16 protein-coding genes are annotated in these 16,829 nt (G+C 63.3%); 5 read left to right on the top strand and 11 right to left on the bottom strand.

The window, feature by feature from the left end:
* Positions 1-6: 6 nt before the first annotated feature.
* The 7 genes from ACT17R_RS13310 to ACT17R_RS13280 form a co-directional block, all read right to left on the bottom strand.
* Complete coding sequence (locus tag ACT17R_RS13310; protein ID WP_003047362.1) at positions 7-852, bottom strand: AAA family ATPase; 846 nt, start codon at positions 850-852, stop codon at positions 7-9.
* Between the two features lie 112 nt (positions 853-964).
* Positions 965-1,636, bottom strand: a complete 672-nt coding sequence (locus ACT17R_RS13305; RefSeq protein ID WP_062902076.1) for a DUF6975 family protein — start codon at positions 1,634-1,636, stop codon at positions 965-967.
* A 272-nt stretch (positions 1,637-1,908) separates the two neighbouring features.
* Entirely contained in the window at positions 1,909-2,208 is a 300-nt protein-coding gene (locus tag ACT17R_RS13300; RefSeq protein ID WP_062902077.1) for a PspC domain-containing protein, read from the bottom strand.
* A 356-nt stretch (positions 2,209-2,564) separates the two neighbouring features.
* Positions 2,565-4,580 carry an RNA polymerase sigma factor RpoD gene (gene rpoD, locus ACT17R_RS13295; RefSeq protein WP_058813480.1) on the bottom strand — a complete coding sequence of 672 codons (2,016 nt, stop codon included), beginning with the start codon at positions 4,578-4,580 and terminating at the stop codon, positions 2,565-2,567.
* A gap of 35 nt (positions 4,581-4,615) precedes the next feature.
* The gene (gene dnaG, locus ACT17R_RS13290; protein WP_062902078.1) at positions 4,616-6,496 is read right to left on the bottom strand and encodes a DNA primase; all 1,881 of its coding nucleotides are present in this window, start codon (positions 6,494-6,496) and stop codon (positions 4,616-4,618) included.
* Positions 6,493-6,930, bottom strand: a complete 438-nt coding sequence (locus ACT17R_RS13285; protein WP_082813317.1) for a GIY-YIG nuclease family protein — start codon at positions 6,928-6,930, stop codon at positions 6,493-6,495. Before ACT17R_RS13285 ends, dnaG begins: the two co-directional genes overlap by 4 nt.
* 113 nt (positions 6,931-7,043) lie before the next feature.
* Entirely contained in the window at positions 7,044-7,496 is a 453-nt protein-coding gene (locus ACT17R_RS13280) for a GatB/YqeY domain-containing protein (RefSeq protein ID WP_058813483.1), read from the bottom strand.
* Positions 7,497-7,627: 131 nt separating this feature from the next.
* Here ACT17R_RS13280 and carA point away from each other — a divergent pair, with 131 nt between their 5' ends.
* From carA to ACT17R_RS13255, 5 genes are all read left to right on the top strand, one after another.
* Complete coding sequence (gene carA, locus ACT17R_RS13275) at positions 7,628-8,893, top strand: glutamine-hydrolyzing carbamoyl-phosphate synthase small subunit (RefSeq protein ID WP_444809600.1); 1,266 nt, start codon at positions 7,628-7,630, stop codon at positions 8,891-8,893.
* The gene (locus ACT17R_RS13270; protein WP_444809599.1) at positions 8,886-9,614 is read left to right on the top strand and encodes a hypothetical protein; all 729 of its coding nucleotides are present in this window, start codon (positions 8,886-8,888) and stop codon (positions 9,612-9,614) included. Before carA ends, ACT17R_RS13270 begins: the two co-directional genes overlap by 8 nt.
* 58 nt (positions 9,615-9,672) lie before the next feature.
* A complete protein-coding gene (carB, locus tag ACT17R_RS13265; RefSeq protein WP_444809598.1) occupies positions 9,673-12,993 on the top strand; it encodes a carbamoyl-phosphate synthase large subunit in 3,321 nt (1,106 codons plus the stop codon).
* A gap of 97 nt (positions 12,994-13,090) precedes the next feature.
* Positions 13,091-13,567, top strand: coding sequence for a transcription elongation factor GreA (gene greA / locus ACT17R_RS13260; protein ID WP_003047342.1), 477 nt, complete (start codon positions 13,091-13,093; stop codon positions 13,565-13,567).
* 64 nt (positions 13,568-13,631) lie between these two features.
* The gene (locus ACT17R_RS13255; protein ID WP_444809597.1) at positions 13,632-14,216 is read left to right on the top strand and encodes a rhomboid family intramembrane serine protease; all 585 of its coding nucleotides are present in this window, start codon (positions 13,632-13,634) and stop codon (positions 14,214-14,216) included.
* Between the two features lie 3 nt (positions 14,217-14,219).
* Here the strand turns inward: ACT17R_RS13255 and ACT17R_RS13250 are convergent, their stop codons facing one another.
* The 4 genes from ACT17R_RS13250 to ACT17R_RS13235 are packed head-to-tail and all read right to left on the bottom strand — an operon-like array spanning position 14,220 to position 16,829.
* Positions 14,220-14,768 carry an NUDIX hydrolase gene (locus ACT17R_RS13250; RefSeq protein WP_003047337.1) on the bottom strand — a complete coding sequence of 183 codons (549 nt, stop codon included), beginning with the start codon at positions 14,766-14,768 and terminating at the stop codon, positions 14,220-14,222.
* A gap of 28 nt (positions 14,769-14,796) precedes the next feature.
* Positions 14,797-15,477 carry a TPM domain-containing protein gene (locus ACT17R_RS13245; RefSeq protein WP_003047334.1) on the bottom strand — a complete coding sequence of 227 codons (681 nt, stop codon included), beginning with the start codon at positions 15,475-15,477 and terminating at the stop codon, positions 14,797-14,799.
* A 12-nt stretch (positions 15,478-15,489) separates the two neighbouring features.
* Positions 15,490-16,308 carry a TPM domain-containing protein gene (locus ACT17R_RS13240; RefSeq protein ID WP_062767972.1) on the bottom strand — a complete coding sequence of 273 codons (819 nt, stop codon included), beginning with the start codon at positions 16,306-16,308 and terminating at the stop codon, positions 15,490-15,492.
* Positions 16,305-16,829, bottom strand: coding sequence for a TPM domain-containing protein (locus ACT17R_RS13235; RefSeq protein ID WP_062767975.1), 525 nt, complete (start codon positions 16,827-16,829; stop codon positions 16,305-16,307). The genes ACT17R_RS13240 and ACT17R_RS13235 overlap by 4 nt, the downstream gene beginning before the upstream one ends.

Genomic DNA, 16,829 nt, shown 5'->3' with positions numbered 1-16,829 from the left:
GCTGGCTCAGCTACCCTGCCGGCGCGCCATGAAGGCAAGCTTTTCGAACAGCATCACATCCTGTTCATTCTTGAGCAGCGCGCCGTGCAGCGGCGGAATCGCTTTGCCGACGTCGCGGTTCTGCAGCACCTCGAGCGGCATGTCCTCGGCGAGCAGCAGCTTCAGCCAGTCGATGAGCTCGCTGGTCGAGGGCTTTTTCTTGAGCCCGGGCACGTCGCGCACGTCGTAGAAGATGTCCATCGCGCGGCTGACCAGCGTTTTCTGGATGCCGGGGAAGTGGACCTCGACGATTTCGGCCATCGTGTCGCGGTCGGGGAATTTGATGTAGTGGAAAAAACAGCGGCGCAGGAAGGCGTCGGGCAGTTCCTTTTCATTGTTGGAGGTGATGACGACAATCGGGCGTTCGCGCGCGGTCACCGTTTCGTTGGTTTCATAAACGTGGAACGCCATGCGATCGAGTTCCTGAAGCAGATCGTTCGGAAATTCGATATCGGCCTTGTCGATCTCGTCGATCAGCAGCACCGGAAGCTGTTCGGAGGTGAACGCCTCCCACAGCTTGCCCTTTTTGATATAGTTGCGGATGTCGTGGACGCGCTCTTCGCCGAGCTGTCCGTCGCGCAGACGCGCAACCGCGTCATATTCATAGAGGCCCTGCTGCGCCTTGGTCGTCGATTTGATGTTCCAGGTGATCAGCGGCGCACCGAACGCCTTGGCGACTTCCTCGGCCAGCACGGTCTTGCCAGTGCCGGGTTCGCCCTTCACGAGCAACGGGCGGCGCAGCATCGTCGCGGCATTGACCGCGACCTTCAGGTCGTCGGTTGCAATATAGGCGCTGGTTCCTTCGAAGCGCATGGCGGCTCGCCCTTTCCCTTAACGTGAACGTCAACCGGGATGGGCATAGCGAGCGCGAGGGAAGGGTGCAAGCGGAGCGTCGCCACGGCTGCCGCGGCGTGGACGTTCCCGGTCAGGCGTGCGTGCGGCTGGCGGCGCGGGCGGCCATCAGATCCCACAGGCCGGTGTGCTGTGCGATGAGCTGCTGCGCGCCAAAGGCCATCGCGCGCTCGACCGCCGGTGTTTCGGCGACGGCATTGGCAAGACGAGCGGTTTCGCGCAGGTCGGGCAGGGTGCAGCGTGGGACTTTCATGTCAAGCCGCTGGGCACTGATGTCGAGCAGGACGCGGATCGTCCGCCAATCGAGTGTCAGCGCGATCGCCGCGCCAATCGCGCAACCATTGCGATCGGATTCAGCGAGCATGTCGAGCGCCTTGCGCTGCGCGGCGACCGCCGCCTCGCACTGGGCTTGGCCTTGCGTGCTCGGCACCGGACCGACCGCGGCCGCGATTTTCGACAGGAAGGCGCGTTCCTGCGCAAAGGCTTGCGCGGTTTCGTCCATCCATTTGCGCGATGCCGCATCGACCGCCTTGCGCGCCGCGCTGTCGACGATGCCAGGATAGCGGCCGTGGAGCAGGCAGAGAAAATGGACCGCGTCGGCAAGGTTGCGCATCGCGTCGGGGCCGCTCGACAGCGCACCCGATTTGACATGGCCGTGCGCGCCCGTTCCCTCGCTCGCGACGAGCGTGTCGAGCAGTTCGGCAATGCCGCGCGGCTGGGCCTGGGGCTGGGGCGACTGGCTCAAGGCTGCATCCTCGTCTGTTGCGGCGGCTCTTGCGACCGGCGCCGTTGCAAATCAGGGATCAGCATTAGCCGAACGTCGTAAACGTCGCGTTTATGAGGGGCGAGCGATTTCAGGCGCTTCTGTCCCACTCCTGCACAGCGGGCCTCGGTTCGACGCGCAAAGGGACCGGCAGCGGGTTAAGCTGCCGGTCCCTGCGCTGTTGCGGTCAAGTGGAGCGCCGCAACATGGGCGGGGCCGGTGCAAGGGAGAGGGAGAGCCGGCCCCGGTTCGAATCAGGCGGCGAGCGCGAGTTCCTCGGCCTTTTCGGCCTTGGCTGCCGGCGCCGCTTCGGTGAGCGCCGGGGCGTCGGCCGTATCGGCAGCGCGCTGCGACGGGAAGAAGAAGCGCGACGCGAGCACGATCAGGCCGAGGCCGAAATAGGCCGCGAAGGTCTGCACCGGGAAGAAGAAGAGCGGTGCGACGAACGCGAGACGCAGATACAGGGGGTTGAAGCCGAAATCCTGGCCCACCGCTTCGCAGATGCCGAAGAAGGTGTCCTGGCGGGAGAAGATATTCTGGTTTTCGTTTGCCATCGTTCGGTCTTTCCTCTTGGCGGCGGTGGGGAGGCCGCTCCTGCCCATGACTAAGCAATGGGCGTGCCAATTGGTCATTCTCTCCATTTTCCGGGCTTTTTTGCATCCCTGCTCGAGGAATACGCCCGTATTTGTTGAAATTATTCCCATCAATCGGGACAATGTGCCAATCGGCGTGATCGCCTGAACCGAGGCTGAAGCGATACGCCAACGGCGTCTCATCTGGTTGGGAAAGATGAAAATTTTAAGATGCTGTGCCAGATTTTTGTGCGGTGCAGCAAAAATGTCACGCCGAGGCCGAAGCAAAACACCCCGCCGGTTGGGGCGGGGTGTCTGATTTTTCGGTACGGATCGACCTATTGGTCGAGGAAGCTGCGCATCTTGCGGCTGCGGCTCGGATGCTTGAGCTTGCGCAGCGCCTTCGCCTCGATCTGGCGGATACGTTCGCGCGTCACGCTGAACTGCTGGCCGACCTCTTCTAGGGTATGGTCGGTGTTCATGCCGATGCCGAAGCGCATGCGGAGAACACGCTCCTCGCGCGGCGTAAGCGAGGCCAAAACTCGCGTAACCGTCTCCTTGAGGTTCGACTGCACTGCGGCGTCGACCGGGATGACCGCGTTCTTGTCCTCGATGAAATCGCCGAGGTGGCTGTCTTCCTCGTCGCCGATCGGCGTTTCGAGGCTGATCGGCTCCTTGGCGATCTTCATCACCTTGCGGACCTTTTCGAGCGGCATCGACAGACGCTCGGCCATTTCCTCCGGCGTCGGCTCGCGGCCGCTTTCGTGGAGGAACTGACGGCTGCAGCGCACCAGCTTGTTGATCGTCTCGATCATGTGGACCGGGATGCGGATCGTGCGCGCCTGGTCGGCGATCGAGCGGGTGATCGCCTGCCGGATCCACCAGGTCGCATAGGTGCTGAACTTGTAGCCGCGGCGGTATTCGAATTTGTCGACCGCCTTCATCAGCCCGATATTGCCTTCCTGAATGAGGTCGAGGAACTGCAGGCCGCGGTTGGTGTATTTCTTCGCGATCGAGATCACGAGACGCAGGTTCGCCTCGACCATTTCCTTCTTGGCGATGCGCGCTTCGCGCTCCCCCTTCTGGACCATGTTCACGACGCGGCGGAACTCGGGCAGGCTCATACCCGCCGCCTGGGCGATTTCCGAAATCTCGGTCCGGATGCGGTCGACCGCCGCGCCCTCATTCTCGGCGAATGCCGCCCATTTCTTGTCGAGCTTGCCGACTTCGTCGAGCCAGTTTTCTTCGAGCTCGCGCCCGACATAATGGTCGAGGAAGGCCTTGCGCGGCACCTTGTGGCGTTCGGCAAGACGCAGCATCTGGCCGCCGAGCGCAGTCAGGCGCCGGTTGTAGCTGTAAAGCTGGTCGACCAGATATTCGATCTTGGTACCGTGGAACTGCACGCTTTCGACCTGCGCGGTAAGTTCCTCGCGCAGCTTGTGATATTTTTTTTCCTGCGCGTCGGGGAAGTCGCCCGCCGTCGACAGCGCCTCAAGCCGGGCGTCCTGAAGCTTCTGGAACGCCTTGAAGCTCTTGGTGATATTGGCGAATTTCTCGAGAGCGTCGGGCTTGAGCAATTCTTCCATCGCGGCGAGGCTCAGCGTGTTGTCCTCGTCGTCTTCCTCAAAGCTTTCGCGCTTGCCCGACGAGCCTTCGCCGTCCTCGTCATCGCCGTCGGCCGAAGGTTCTTCCTCGACCTCGTCCTCGTCCTTGAACGAGACGCCGGCGGTCTTTTCGCTGATTTCGCCGTCGTCGCCTTCGCCCTCGTCATCAAGGTTTTCGGGCGCCGGATCCTTTGACAGCATCGCTTCGAGATCGACGATCTCGCGCAGTTGCATGTCGCCGTTGTTGAGCGCGTTCGACCATTCGATGATCGCGTTGAAGGTCAGCGGGCTTTCGCACAGGCCGAGGATCATCGTGTCGCGGCCCGCCTCGATGCGCTTCGCGATCGCGATTTCACCTTCGCGGCTCAAAAGCTCGACCGCGCCCATTTCGCGCAGGTACATGCGCACCGGGTCGTCGGTGCGATCGACCGTTTCCTTCTTCTTTTCGATCGCGGGATTGGACACCGAACCGGTGTTGGCGCTGACGTCGATATCGTCATCGCTTTCCTGTTCGGCTTCTTCCTGCACATCCTCATCGCTTTCGACGATGTTGATGCCCATGTCGGAGATTGCCGACATGATATCCTCGATCTGCTCCGAAGACATCTGATCCTGCGGCAGGGCTTCGTTGAGCTCGTCGTAGGTCAGGTAGCCGCGCTTCTTGCCGCGCGCGATCAGCTTTTTGACGTCGGCCTCGTTGAGGTCGATCAGCGGCGCGTCGGTGTCGGCTTCGGTGTTCTTGGTGGCCATATGCTTCAGTCGTTCCTGCCTTGGGGCAATATATGTCAGCTCTGGCTGCTGTCGGACAGCGCGGCCAGGCGGCGGGTCAGTTCCTCATCCATCGCGCGCAGCTTTTGCTGTCGGGCATGGCCCTCGTCGTCCATCGTGCGCATATAGTCCGCGGTCGCCTCGGCAAGCCGAGCGCGGATTTCGGGCTGCGTCACGAGCACGCCGATATATTCGTCAAGGTCACGCAGCGCGATTTCCCGAGCCGCTTCAACCTCTTCGCCTTCGAGCCTTCGATTGAATGAGAAGTGCATTCCGTCGGCTCTGAGCAATGTCGTCGCCCTATTATACACTTTCATCGGCTCCAATATGGCAAGCAACCCCTCGGTATCAAGCCCTTCTTGCGCTGCCGCGCTGTCAAGTATTGCGCGGAGCAGTTCGGCGTCGGCAGAATCGGGCACAGCGAGCCGTATGAGCGCCTCTTCATTGCGGGCGATCGCCTGCGGATAGCGGAGCAGTCCGCCGAGCAACGCCGCGGCGAGCGGCGCCGCGATTCCGGCCTTGCCGATGGAACGCGTCTCGTCGGCCGGAGGTTGCAGGCGCGGGTCGGGCGCGAAGCGGCGCCCGCCCCCGCGTGATGCCTGCGGCGCCCAGGGCACGCGCCCGCCACGCTCGGCGCGCGGGCGCGCGAACAGCGCGTCGAGCCGCTCGCGAAACGCTTCGCGATAATGGTGCCGCACGTCGGCATCCTGGATCGCGTCGGCATGGGCGAGCAGCCGCGTCTTGAGCGCCGCGCGCTCTTCGGGGGTGGTGAGCGGCCCCGCCGCAACCTCATGCGCCCACAGCCGTTCGACGAGCGGCTGCGCTTCGTCGAGGATGGCGGCAAAGCCTGCGGCGCCCTTGGCGCGGACAAGATCGTCCGGATCCTGCCCCGCAGGCAGGGTCGCGAAGGCAAGGCTGAAGCCCGGGCGGAGCAGTGGCAGTGCCCGCGTTGCCGCGCGCATCGCGGCCTTTTGCCCGGCATTGTCGCCGTCGAAGCAGAGCAGCGGCACCGGTACCATCCGCCACAGCATGCCTAGCTGGTTCTCGGTCAGCGCGGTGCCGAGCGGCGCGACGGCGTCGGCGATCCCCGCCTCGGCAAGCGCGATGACGTCCATGTAGCCTTCGACGACGATCACCCGGTTCGTCTGCCGCGAGGCGGGGCTTGCCTTGTCGAGATTGAAGAGCGTGCGCCCCTTGTCGAAGAGAGGCGTATCGGGCGAGTTCAGATATTTGGGCTCGCCGTCGCCCAGGATCCGGCCGCCGAACGCGATCACGCGCCCGCGTGCATCGCGGATCGGGATCATCAGCCGGCCGCGGAACCGGTCATAGGGTTCCTTGTCGTCGACCGCGATGAGCATGCCGGACTCGACCAGCATCGCGGTGGGGAATTTCTTGAGCGCCTCTTTCAGCGCGCTGCGACTGTCGGGTGCGAGGCCGAAGGCAAAGGCGCGGCGGGTGGAGTCGGAAATGCCGCGCCTCGCCAGATAGTCGCGCGCTGGGGCGCCGTTGGTGCTTTCAAGCTGCTGCGCGAACCAGTCGGCCGCGCCCTGCACCACGTCGCGCAGACTCGCCTGCTCCTCTGCCTTTTTCGCGGCGCGCGCGTCGGGGGCGGGGACTTCCATGCCGACCTCGGCAGCGAGTTCCTTGACCGCGTCCATGAACGACAGGCCGCGCTGGTCGGTCATCCAGCGGATCGCATCGCCATGCGCCGAGCAGCCGAAGCAGTGGTAGAAGCCCTTTTCGTCGTTGATCGTGAAACTGGGGGTCTTTTCGTTATGGAAAGGGCAACAGGCCTTATACTCGCGCCCCGCGCGCGTGATCTTCACCGTCCGCCCGATCAGGGTCGACAGCGTGATCCGCGAGCGCAATTCGTCCAGCCATTGCGGGGTGAGGGTCATTCTTCTCCCCTCACTTGGCGAGCCATCATCCCAATCCCGTTCGTGTCGAGCGAAGTCGAGACACGTTTGCGCCCGGCCTCACGTCCCTCGACTTCGCTCGGGGCGAACGGAGTGGGAGAGTGTGTCTCGGCAGAAGCCGGCAGGGGAGGACGTTCTTTAGGCGGTTTGGCGAAATGCCCCACCATAGCCCAGTCGCCGCGGATCAGCGCTTCCTTCTTGGCTCGCGACCAAGGCTTGATGCGCCGTTCTGCCTCCAGCGCTTCGACGCGCGTCGCAAAATCTTGCGACCAAGCCAGAGTCACGGGCTTCCGTCGCGAGGTAAAATCGCAAAATCCGCCATGTTGATGCTCAGCGATGCGGCGTTCCAAATTATCGGTGTGTCCCGTGTAATAGCGACCGTCGGAGCAGCGCAGCATGTAGGTCCAGAACACCATCCCGCCACATAACCGTTCGTCCCGAGCGAAGTCGAGACACGTTGGCGTGGCGCAAGGTAGAACGTCCGTCGACTTCGCTCGGGAAGAACGGAGAAAAAGGCCGTCTTTGAGGTTTAACTCAGCGCCGCCTTCACCCATCCGCTTGCCTTGCTCATGTCGAGCTGGCTGCCGTGGCGGTCTTTCACCGCCGCCATCACCTTGCCCATGTCCTTGACGCTGGTCGCGCCGAGTTCGGCGACGATCGCGCGGATTGCGGCGGTGGCGTCGGCTTCGGAGAGCTGCGCGGGCAGGAAATCCTCGATCACCACGACCTCGGCGGCTTCGGCGTCGGCGAGTTCCTGGCGGCCGCCCTGTTCGTACATGGCGATCGATTCGCGGCGCTGCTTGACCATCTTCTGGAGGACGTCGGTGACGAGCACATCGTCGTCGGCCGGCGCCGTCCCGGTGCGCAGCTCGATGTCGCGGTCCTTGATCTTGGCCAGCATCAGCCGGATGGTGCCCAAACGCGCCTTGTCGCCGGCCTTCATCGCGGCAACCTGCGCAGCCTTGATGTCATCGCGAATCATGCGTGTCCCCATGTGCTGCAAATTTCGGAAAGAGCCTCTCTAGCGGGAAGATTCCAAATCCGATAGCTTGTGAATCACTTTTTTGCCGCCTACTTGGTCGGCCGTTTAGCCCCCCGTCCGGAGCAGTTTAAATGGCACCAGCCAATCCATCCGCCGCGCCTTCTGGAGCGACCGGCGTCCTCGTTCTTGCCGATGGCACGGTCCTGTGGGGCGTGGGCTATGGCGCCGCCGGGGCGGGTGTCGGCGAAATCTGTTTCAACACCGCGATGACCGGCTATCAGGAAATCCTGACCGACCCGAGCTACGCGGGCCAGATCATTACCTTCACCTTTCCGCACATCGGCAATGTCGGCGCGAATCCCGAGGATATCGAACGCAGCGCGCGGGCGGCCATCGGCTGCATCACCCGCGAACTGCCGACCGCGCCGAGCAATTTCCGCAGCGTCCAGACGCTGCCCGAATGGATGGCCGAACAGGGCCTGATCGGGCTGGCCGGCATCGACACGCGCGCGCTGACCCGCCGCATCCGCGATGCGGGCGCCCCCAATGGCGTGATCGCGCACAGCCCCGACGGCAAATTCGACATCGACGCGCTGCTGGCGATGGCGCGCGGTTGGCCGGGGCTGGAGGGCATGGACCTGGCGAAGGAAGTCAGCCGCACGGATGCCGGCGATTGGGATGCGGGGACATGGGCGCTGGGCCAGGGCTACGCTTCTCCCCTCCCGCATGCGGGAGGGGCCGGGGATGGGCCGACGTCTGCACCGGCATCTGGGAACATGCCCACCCCTAACCCCTCCCGCGAGCGGGAGGGGGATAGCAGACCCCATGTCGTCGCGATCGATTATGGCGCGAAGGACAATATCTTCCGTAACCTCGTGAAGGCCGGCGCGCGGGTCACAGTGGTCCCCGCGACTGCGACCCTCGACGAGGTGCTGAGCCACCAGCCCGCGGGCGTGTTCCTGTCGAACGGCCCCGGCGACCCCGCGGCGACCGGCGAATATGCGGTGCCGGTGATCCAGGGGCTGCTCGAACGCAATGTGCCGATCTTCGGCATCTGCCTTGGCCACCAGATGCTCGCCATCGCGGCGGGGGCCAAGACCATTAAGATGCACCAGGGGCACCGCGGTGCGAACCATCCGGTGCAGCGCGTCGGCGGCGACTTCGCCGACGGCGTGGTCGAGATCACCAGCATGAACCACGGCTTCGCGGTCGATGCCGCGACGCTGCCGGCGGGCGTGGTCGAAACGCACAAGAGCCTGTTCGACGGATCGAACTGCGGCATCGCGATCACGGGCAAGAACGCGTTCAGCGTGCAATATCACCCCGAGGCGAGCCCGGGGCCGCAGGACAGCTTCTATCTGTTCGAGAAATTTGTGGGCGGGCTGCGCCATGAATGAAAAGATAATTCCTTACTTAACGACATTTTACTTCTTAAATTCTAAAGGTTTTACTGACTTTCCTCCAGGATACAGTCGAGATAAAAAGATTGTGGAATATATAAGGTCGAAACTTTTGGAATATTATAGTGATTTTGTTGATGATTTCGGTTCTGAGATAGACAGAATTGCGCATATTCAATTTGAAAAGATGGTATCTACAAAATGCCTAAAAAAAGTTGAAGATGATTTCGCTGGATCATACTATAAATATCTGTCGGGTAATTATGATGGCTACCGGTCGTCCTCATTGAATCAGGCCATTGCGTCTAGGTATAATGAAATTGGCCCATCATTCATGACGGATGTTTTGTCTGCAATAATAAGAGAAGATAATTCGCAGGTTGTGGAGGCTGCGCCGGCGGCTGATCGAGTTGTTCCATTGAATCATAATGATCCCGCTGCATCTTCCTTAAAACAGCAGGCCGCTCAATTTGTCGAAGATCTCAAGTCTGCAAATGATTTGGGAAACTTAAACGCAGTTGAGCGGGATGTCGCCATATACGAGGCATTTCAATTAAGCGATTTGTTGCATCAGCCAGCGGTCCGAGCGAGCGAAGTTGAGGCTCGGTCGATAAGATTATTGAAATGGGTTGCTGAAGCTGCGGGAAGTGGGTTGATCGGAGCGGCCGCCTTGGCGCTTCTTGCTGCGATTGCAGCGTTCTTTGGCTTCCCGCTGTGAATCTCGCTCGTCACTTGACGCGGTGCAAATTGCACTCTGAACCAAAAAGAAACTGATCATGCCAAAAAGAACCGACATCCAATCCATCCTCGTCATCGGCGCCGGCCCGATCGTGATCGGTCAGGCGTGCGAGTTCGACTATTCGGGGACGCAGGCGATCAAGGCGTTGAAGGAAGAGGGCTATCGCATCGTCCTCGTCAACTCCAACCCGGCGACGATCATGACCGATCCCGAGCTGGCGGACGCGACCTATGTCGAGCCGATCACGCCCGAGATCGTCGCGAAGATCATCGAGAAGGAGCGCCCCGACGCGGTGCTGCCGACGATGGGCGGGCAGACCGCTCTGAACACCGCGCTGGCTTTGTTCAACGACGGCACGCTGACCAAATATGGCGTCGAGATGATCGGCGCCGATGCCGAGGCGATCGACAAGGCCGAGGACCGGCAGAAATTCCGCGACGCGATGGACAAGATCGGGCTGGAGAGCGCACGCAGCGGCGTCGCGCACACGCTCGACGAGGCATTTGCGGTGCTCGAACGCACCGGGCTGCCGTCGATCATCCGCCCGAGCTTCACGCTCGGCGGGACCGGCGGCGGCATCGCGTATAATCGCGAGGAATTCGAGCATATCGTCCGCGGCGGCCTGATCGCCTCGCCCACCACCGAAGTCCTGATCGAGGAATCGCTCCTCGGCTGGAAAGAATATGAGATGGAGGTGGTGCGCGACCGCAAGGACAATTGCATCATCATCTGCTCGATCGAGAATGTCGATCCGATGGGTGTGCATACCGGCGACAGCATCACCGTCGCCCCCGCGCTGACGCTGACCGACAAGGAATATCAGATCATGCGCAACGCGAGCATCGCGGTGCTGCGCGAGATCGGGGTAGAGACGGGCGGGTCGAACGTCCAGTTCGCGGTCAATCCGAAGGATGGCCGCCTGATCGTGATCGAGATGAATCCGCGCGTGTCGCGCTCGTCGGCGCTCGCGTCGAAGGCGACGGGCTTCCCGATCGCCAAGGTCGCGGCGAAGCTCGCGGTCGGCTACACGCTCGACGAAATCATGAACGACATCACCGGGGTGACCCCGGCGTCGTTCGAGCCGACGATCGACTATGTCGTCACCAAGATCCCGCGCTTTGCCTTCGAAAAGTTCAAGGGCGCCGAGCCCTTGCTGTCGACGGCGATGAAGTCGGTCGGCGAGGTGATGGCGATCGGCCGCACGATCCATGAATCGATGCAGAAAGCGCTGCGTGGGCTGGAGACCGGATTGTCGGGCTTCAACTTCGTCGACCGGCTGGTCGGCGCGAGCCACGAACAATTGAAGAGCGAACTGGCGCAGCGCACCCCCGACCGGCTGCTGATCGCGGCGCAGGCGATCCGCGAGGGCGTATCGCTCGCCGAGATCAACCGCATCGCGGGTTACGACATGTGGTTCCTCGATCGCATCGCAGAGATTGTCGAGGCCGAGAACGGCGTGCTCGAAAATGGTCTGCCACGCGATGCCGAGGGGCTCCGCCGGCTGAAGGCGATGGGCTTTTCGGACAAAAGGCTCGCCTATCTGGCGCTGCAGTCGGCGCATCTGCGGCCCGGCACCGGCGCGGCAGCGGCGCGCGGCAGCGGGCTGATCCACGAGGCCGTAAAGGCGATGACCGGCGGCGTCACCGAAGGCGAGGTGCGTGCGCTGCGCCACAAGCTCGGCGTGCGGCCGGTGTTCAAGACCATCGACACTTGCGCCGCCGAATTCGCCGCCAAAACGCCCTATCTCTATTCGACCTATGAAGCGCCGACCTTCGGCGAGCCCGAGAATGAGGCGAACCCGTCGGACCGCAAGAAGATCGTCATTCTCGGCGGCGGGCCGAACCGGATAGGGCAGGGTATCGAGTTCGATTATTGCTGCTGCCACGCCTGCTTCGCGCTCGAGGATGCGGGCTATGAAACGATCATGGTCAACTGCAACCCCGAAACGGTGTCGACCGACTATGACACGTCGGACCGCCTCTATTTCGAACCTCTGACCGCCGAGGATGTGCTCGAAATCTTGCACGTCGAGCAGTCGAAGGGCGAGCTTGTGGGCGTGATCGTCCAGTTCGGCGGCCAGACGCCGCTCAAGCTTGCGCAGGCGCTCGAGGAAGCGGGCATCCCGATTCTCGGCACCTCGCCCGACGCGATCGACCTTGCGGAAGACCGCGAGCGCTTTGCGGCGCTGGTCAACAAGCTGGGCCTCAAGCAGCCCGAGAACGGCATCGCGCGCAGCCGCGAGGAAGCCGTCGCGGTCGCGGCGCGCATCGGTTACCCGGTGCTCACGCGCCCCTCCTATGTGCTCGGCGGCCGCGCGATGGAGATCGTCGACGATCAGGCACAGCTGGAAAATTATATCGAGACCGCGGTGCAGGTGTCGGGCGATTCGCCCGTGCTGATCGACCGCTATCTGCGCGATGCGATCGAGGTCGATGTCGATGCGCTGTGCGACGGCACCGATGTCGTGGTGGCCGGGGTGCTCCAGCATATCGAGGAAGCGGGCGTCCATTCGGGCGACAGCGCCTGTTCGATCCCGCCGTACAGTCTGCCCGCCGACATCGTTGCCGAAATCGAGCGGCAGACCGACGCACTGGCGCGCGCCCTCAACGTCCGCGGGCTGATGAACGTGCAATATGCGGTGAAGGATGGTGAGGTCTACCTGATCGAGGTCAACCCGCGCGCGAGCCGCACCGTGCCGTTCGTCGCCAAGGCGGTGGGTTCGCCGATCGCCAAGATCGCGGCGCGGGTGATGGCGGGCGAGAAGCTGGCCGATCTGCCGAAGATCAACCGCGACATCGACCATGTCGCGGTCAAGGAAGCGGTTTTCCCCTTCGCGCGCTTCCCCGGCACCGATCCGGTATTGTCGCCTGAAATGAAGTCCACCGGCGAAGTCATGGGAATCGATAGCGATTTCAATCTCGCCTTTGCCAAGGCACAGCTCGGCGCGGGCGACCGCCTGCCGACCGACGGGCGGCTCTTCGTGTCGGTGAAGGACAGCGACAAGCCGCGCATCGTCGCGTCGGTGAAGCAGCTCGCCGCCTGGGGGTGGCAGGTGATCGCGACCGGCGGCACCGCCGACTATCTGGCGGGGCAGGGCATCGACGTCGAACGAGTGAACAAGGTCGCCGAAGGGCGCCCGCACATCGTTGACCGGATCAAGGACGGCGATGTGCAGCTGATCTTCAACACGACCGAGGGTTGGCAGTCGCTTCAGGACTCGCAGTCGATCCGGGCCTCGGCGCTCGCGGCCGACGTCGCCTATTATACGACGGCGGCGGGCAGCGATGCCGCAACCCATGCGATTGGCGCGCTGCGCTCGCACTCTCTTGAAGTAAAGCCGCTTCAGGACTATTATTGAGGGACCGCTTCATCTCCCTACATTGACGGAAACAGCGGCTCAGCCGCCCCGGCGAAGTTTCGCTGGCGGTGGATTATTGACGAAGGACAACAGGATAATGGCAAGCGTTGAAAAGGTTCCGATGCTGCAGGAAGGCTATGAGAAGCTGAGCGCACAGCTCGCCACTCTCAAAGCCGAACGCCCCCTCATCGTCGATGCGATCGAGGAAGCGCGCGCGCATGGCGACCTTTCGGAAAATGCCGAATATCACGCCGCGAAGGAACGCCAAGGCCAGGTCGAAGCGACCATCGGCGATCTGGAGGACAAGCTGTCGCGTGCGCAGGTCATCGACCCGACGACGCTGTCGGGCGACCGCATCGTATTCGGTGCGACGGTGACGCTCGCCGACGAGGACGACAAGCCGGTCAAATATCAGATCGTGGGTCAGGCCGAGGCCGACGCCAAGGTGGGCAAGATCAGCTATAATTCGCCGCTCGGGCGCGCGCTGATCGGCCGCAAGGTCGATGACGAGATCGAAGTCACCGTTCCGGCGGGCGACAAATATTATCTCGTCACGAAGATCGAATTCATCTGACGATCGCGCCGAAATGAGACCGCAGGACGCACCGCTGGTCACGGGAGTTTCCGTGCTATGCGCGGTGATCTTCATCCTGCTGTCGATCAGCGGCTATCAGGTCGAGGCGATCGTGCGCGCGGGTTTCATTCCCGCGCGCTTTGCGATGGAGCCGATTGCGGCGCCGGGCTTTTTCGTGCCCTTCGCGCTCACCCCGTTGACCTCCGCCCTTCTGCACGGCGGAATCCTCCACCTGGTGTTCAATCTGGTCGTCTTGCTGTTCATCGGCCGCCAGCTCGAAGCACCGCTGGGGTCGAAGGCGATGGCGGTATTGCTCGTCGCCGGCGCCTATGCGGGGGCCTTCGCGCAATATCTGGCCGATCCGCAATCGCCGGTGCCGATGATCGGCGCCTCGGGCGCGATTTCGGCGCTGATCGCGGTGTTCGCGCTGATTTTCAGTCGCTCCGAGACGCAGGCGCTGGGACCGATTCCGGCGCATTGGGTGCGCGCACTGTGGCTGGCGGCAGCATGGATCGGGGTGCAGGTCCTGATCGGCTTTGCGGGCGGCGCAGGATTCGGCCTCGTCGCGATCTGGGCACATGTCGGCGGCTTCCTCGCGGGGATCTTGCTCGCGCGGCCGTTGCTGCGCTGGCGCTTCGGCGCGCGCTGACCGTCAGGACAGCGCGAGCAGCCCGCCCGCGAGCAGCATCGCGACGCGCACGTCGATACCGCAGCCTTCGGCGCGCTTTGCGGCGATAAAGGCGGCGATTTCGGGCAGCGGGACGCGGTGGACCGCAATGTCCTCGCCATCGACGCCGCCGCCTTCGCCGACCTTGGTCAGCCCGGTCGCGCGGAGCAGGGTGAAGCTTTCGCTGACCATGCCGGGCGAACTGTAGAATTCGCCGACGGTCAGCCACTCGGCCGCGCGGTAGCCCGTTTCCTCTTCGAGTTCGCGCACCGCGGCAAGCTCGGGCGCCTCGCCCGCGCTGTCGTCCCCGACAAGCCCCGCGGGCAGTTCGAGGCAATATTTGCCGAGCGGGACGCGATATTGTTCGACCAACAGGATGTGCCGCCCGCCGGGGTCCTCGTCGATCGCCAGGATCACCGCGGCGTGAATGCCGCGCGACCGCGACACATATTCCCAATTGCCTTGCTGTTTCACCGTGATGAAGCGGCCTTCCCAACGCGTTTCGACGGGCGTGCCGGCTGCAGGGCGGGTCATATCGTCTCCGTCGGCGAAAGGGTAGGGATCAAAGCTCGATCAGCCGGTCGGGCAGCTCGTTGGGGTTGCCGTCGCTCTTCGGGAAATGTTCGGCCAGCACGATACCCATGCGGCGGACCGCCTCGGCCATGCCGTGGCCGGGGCGACCGGCGCGCACCTCGTCGATCAGCGCCTCCATCGCTTCGCCCCAAATCGAGGGCGCGACCTTGGCGGCGATCGCTTCGTCGGCGACGATGTCGGCGCGATGTTCGCGCAGGCTGACATAGAGCAGGATGCCCGTGCGGCCCATCGTCTTCGCCTCGGTCCCGACCTTGAACAGGTCGATGGCGCGGGCGCGGACGCGCGCGGCGCGGATCGCGCGCGGCGTCAGCCACAGGCGCAGCGGACGCCACAGCAGGACCAGCCAGACGCCGATCCATTTGAGCACCCCGACCGCGATGACGGTTCCGAGCCATTGATTGGCGGTCAATTCATGCCCCCAGCCGCCGCTCAGCCGGTAATAGAGACCCTGATAGAAATCGGGAAAAAGCGCGATCACCGACATGGCGATAAAGGCGATGACGCTCGCCCAGACGAGCGCGACATCGTCATAGTCGTTCGACTGCGCGGCGATCACCGTGACGATCTCGCCATCGGTGTGTCGTTCGGCCTCGGCGACCGCGGCGGTCACGATGTCGTGATCGGCTTCGCTGACATGGCTGACTTTCATTGCGCGTCCCCCTTACCAGCCGCCCGAGGCGCCGCCGCCGCCGAAGCTGCCGCCGCCGCCCGAAAAGCCGCCTCCGCCGCCGAAGCCGCCCCCGCCGCCCCAGGAACCACCGCCCCAGCCGCCACCCGAACCGCCGCCCCAGTCATTGTCGCCCCAGATGATGATCGGGGCGCCGCCCCATGGGCGATGCTTGCGATGCCGCCGTCCGCGACGCCCGAAGGCGCCGAGCATCGGCAGGATGAAAAAGAAGAAGATGATGAAGGCCACGAAGATCAGCCCGCCGATATTTCCATTGTCGGCGCGGTCGCGCTCGGCCTTCGCGGCCTTCGCGGCGCGCGCCGCGGCTTCCTCCGGCGGCAGCTGGATCTGCTCGGCGATCGCGTTCACGCCGTCCTGGATGCCGCCGGGCATGTCGCCGGCCTTGAATTTGGGCGTCACCACGTCGCGGATGATCCGGCCCGACAGCGCATCGGTCAGCACGGGTTCAAGCCCATAGCCGACCGAGATGTTCATTCGCCGTTCGTTGGGGGCGATCAGGAAGACGACGCCGTCGTTATTCTCCTTGCCGCCGATGCCCCACGCGCGGCCGAGCTTGTAGCCATAGTCGCTGATGTCATTGCCATCGAGGCTGTTCACCGTCGCGACGACGAGCTGATGCCCCGTGGTCTTTTCCAGCTGTTCGAGCTGGACCGTCAGATTGGCTTCCTCGGCCGCCGGAATGATATCCGCCTGATCGACGACGCGCCCGCTGAGCTTGGGGAAATCCTGCGCCGCCGCGGGAAGGGCAAGCAGTGAAAAGCCCAGCGCCCAGCCGAGCAGGAGCGATTTCATGGCTTGTCTCCCGTCTCTGCGGCGATGGCGTCGATGCCCACGGATAGGCCGCCAGAATAGTCCGCCTTGGCAAAATAGGGCGTCATCCGGTGCACGATCGCGAGCGCCTTGTCGTCGGTCAGTATTTTTTCCATTCCAAAACCGGTGGCGATCCGCATCTGCCGTTCATTCGGTGCAATCACGACGATCACGCCATCGTCATGACCCTGCCGCCCAATCTTCCAGCGATTGCCGAGGCAGGTGCCAAAATTGTCGATGCGGACGCCGTGAAGACTCGGCGTGGTCACGATGACCATCTGATGCTGCGTATCTCTTTCGTAGCGAGCAAGGCGCCCGGACAGGCGCGCCTCGTCTTCGGCGGGCAATATATTCGCCGCATCGGTCACTCGGCCGGCCAGCGCCATTTGAGGAACGCCGTCGCATGCCGCCGTTTCCTTCGCAGCCGCTGGGCCGGATCCACCGTTGCAGCCGCCCACGATGATCAGCATCGTGAGCGAAGCTGCGATGGCGGCTGCGCGCAT

Origin of the sequence: Sphingopyxis sp. Q841, from assembly GCF_052384365.1 — a bacterium.
GTDB lineage: Bacteria > Pseudomonadota > Alphaproteobacteria > Sphingomonadales > Sphingomonadaceae > Sphingopyxis > Sphingopyxis terrae_A.
The sequence above is the reverse complement of the archived record's forward strand: the minus strand, read 5'-3'. Positions and strand labels throughout refer to the sequence as shown.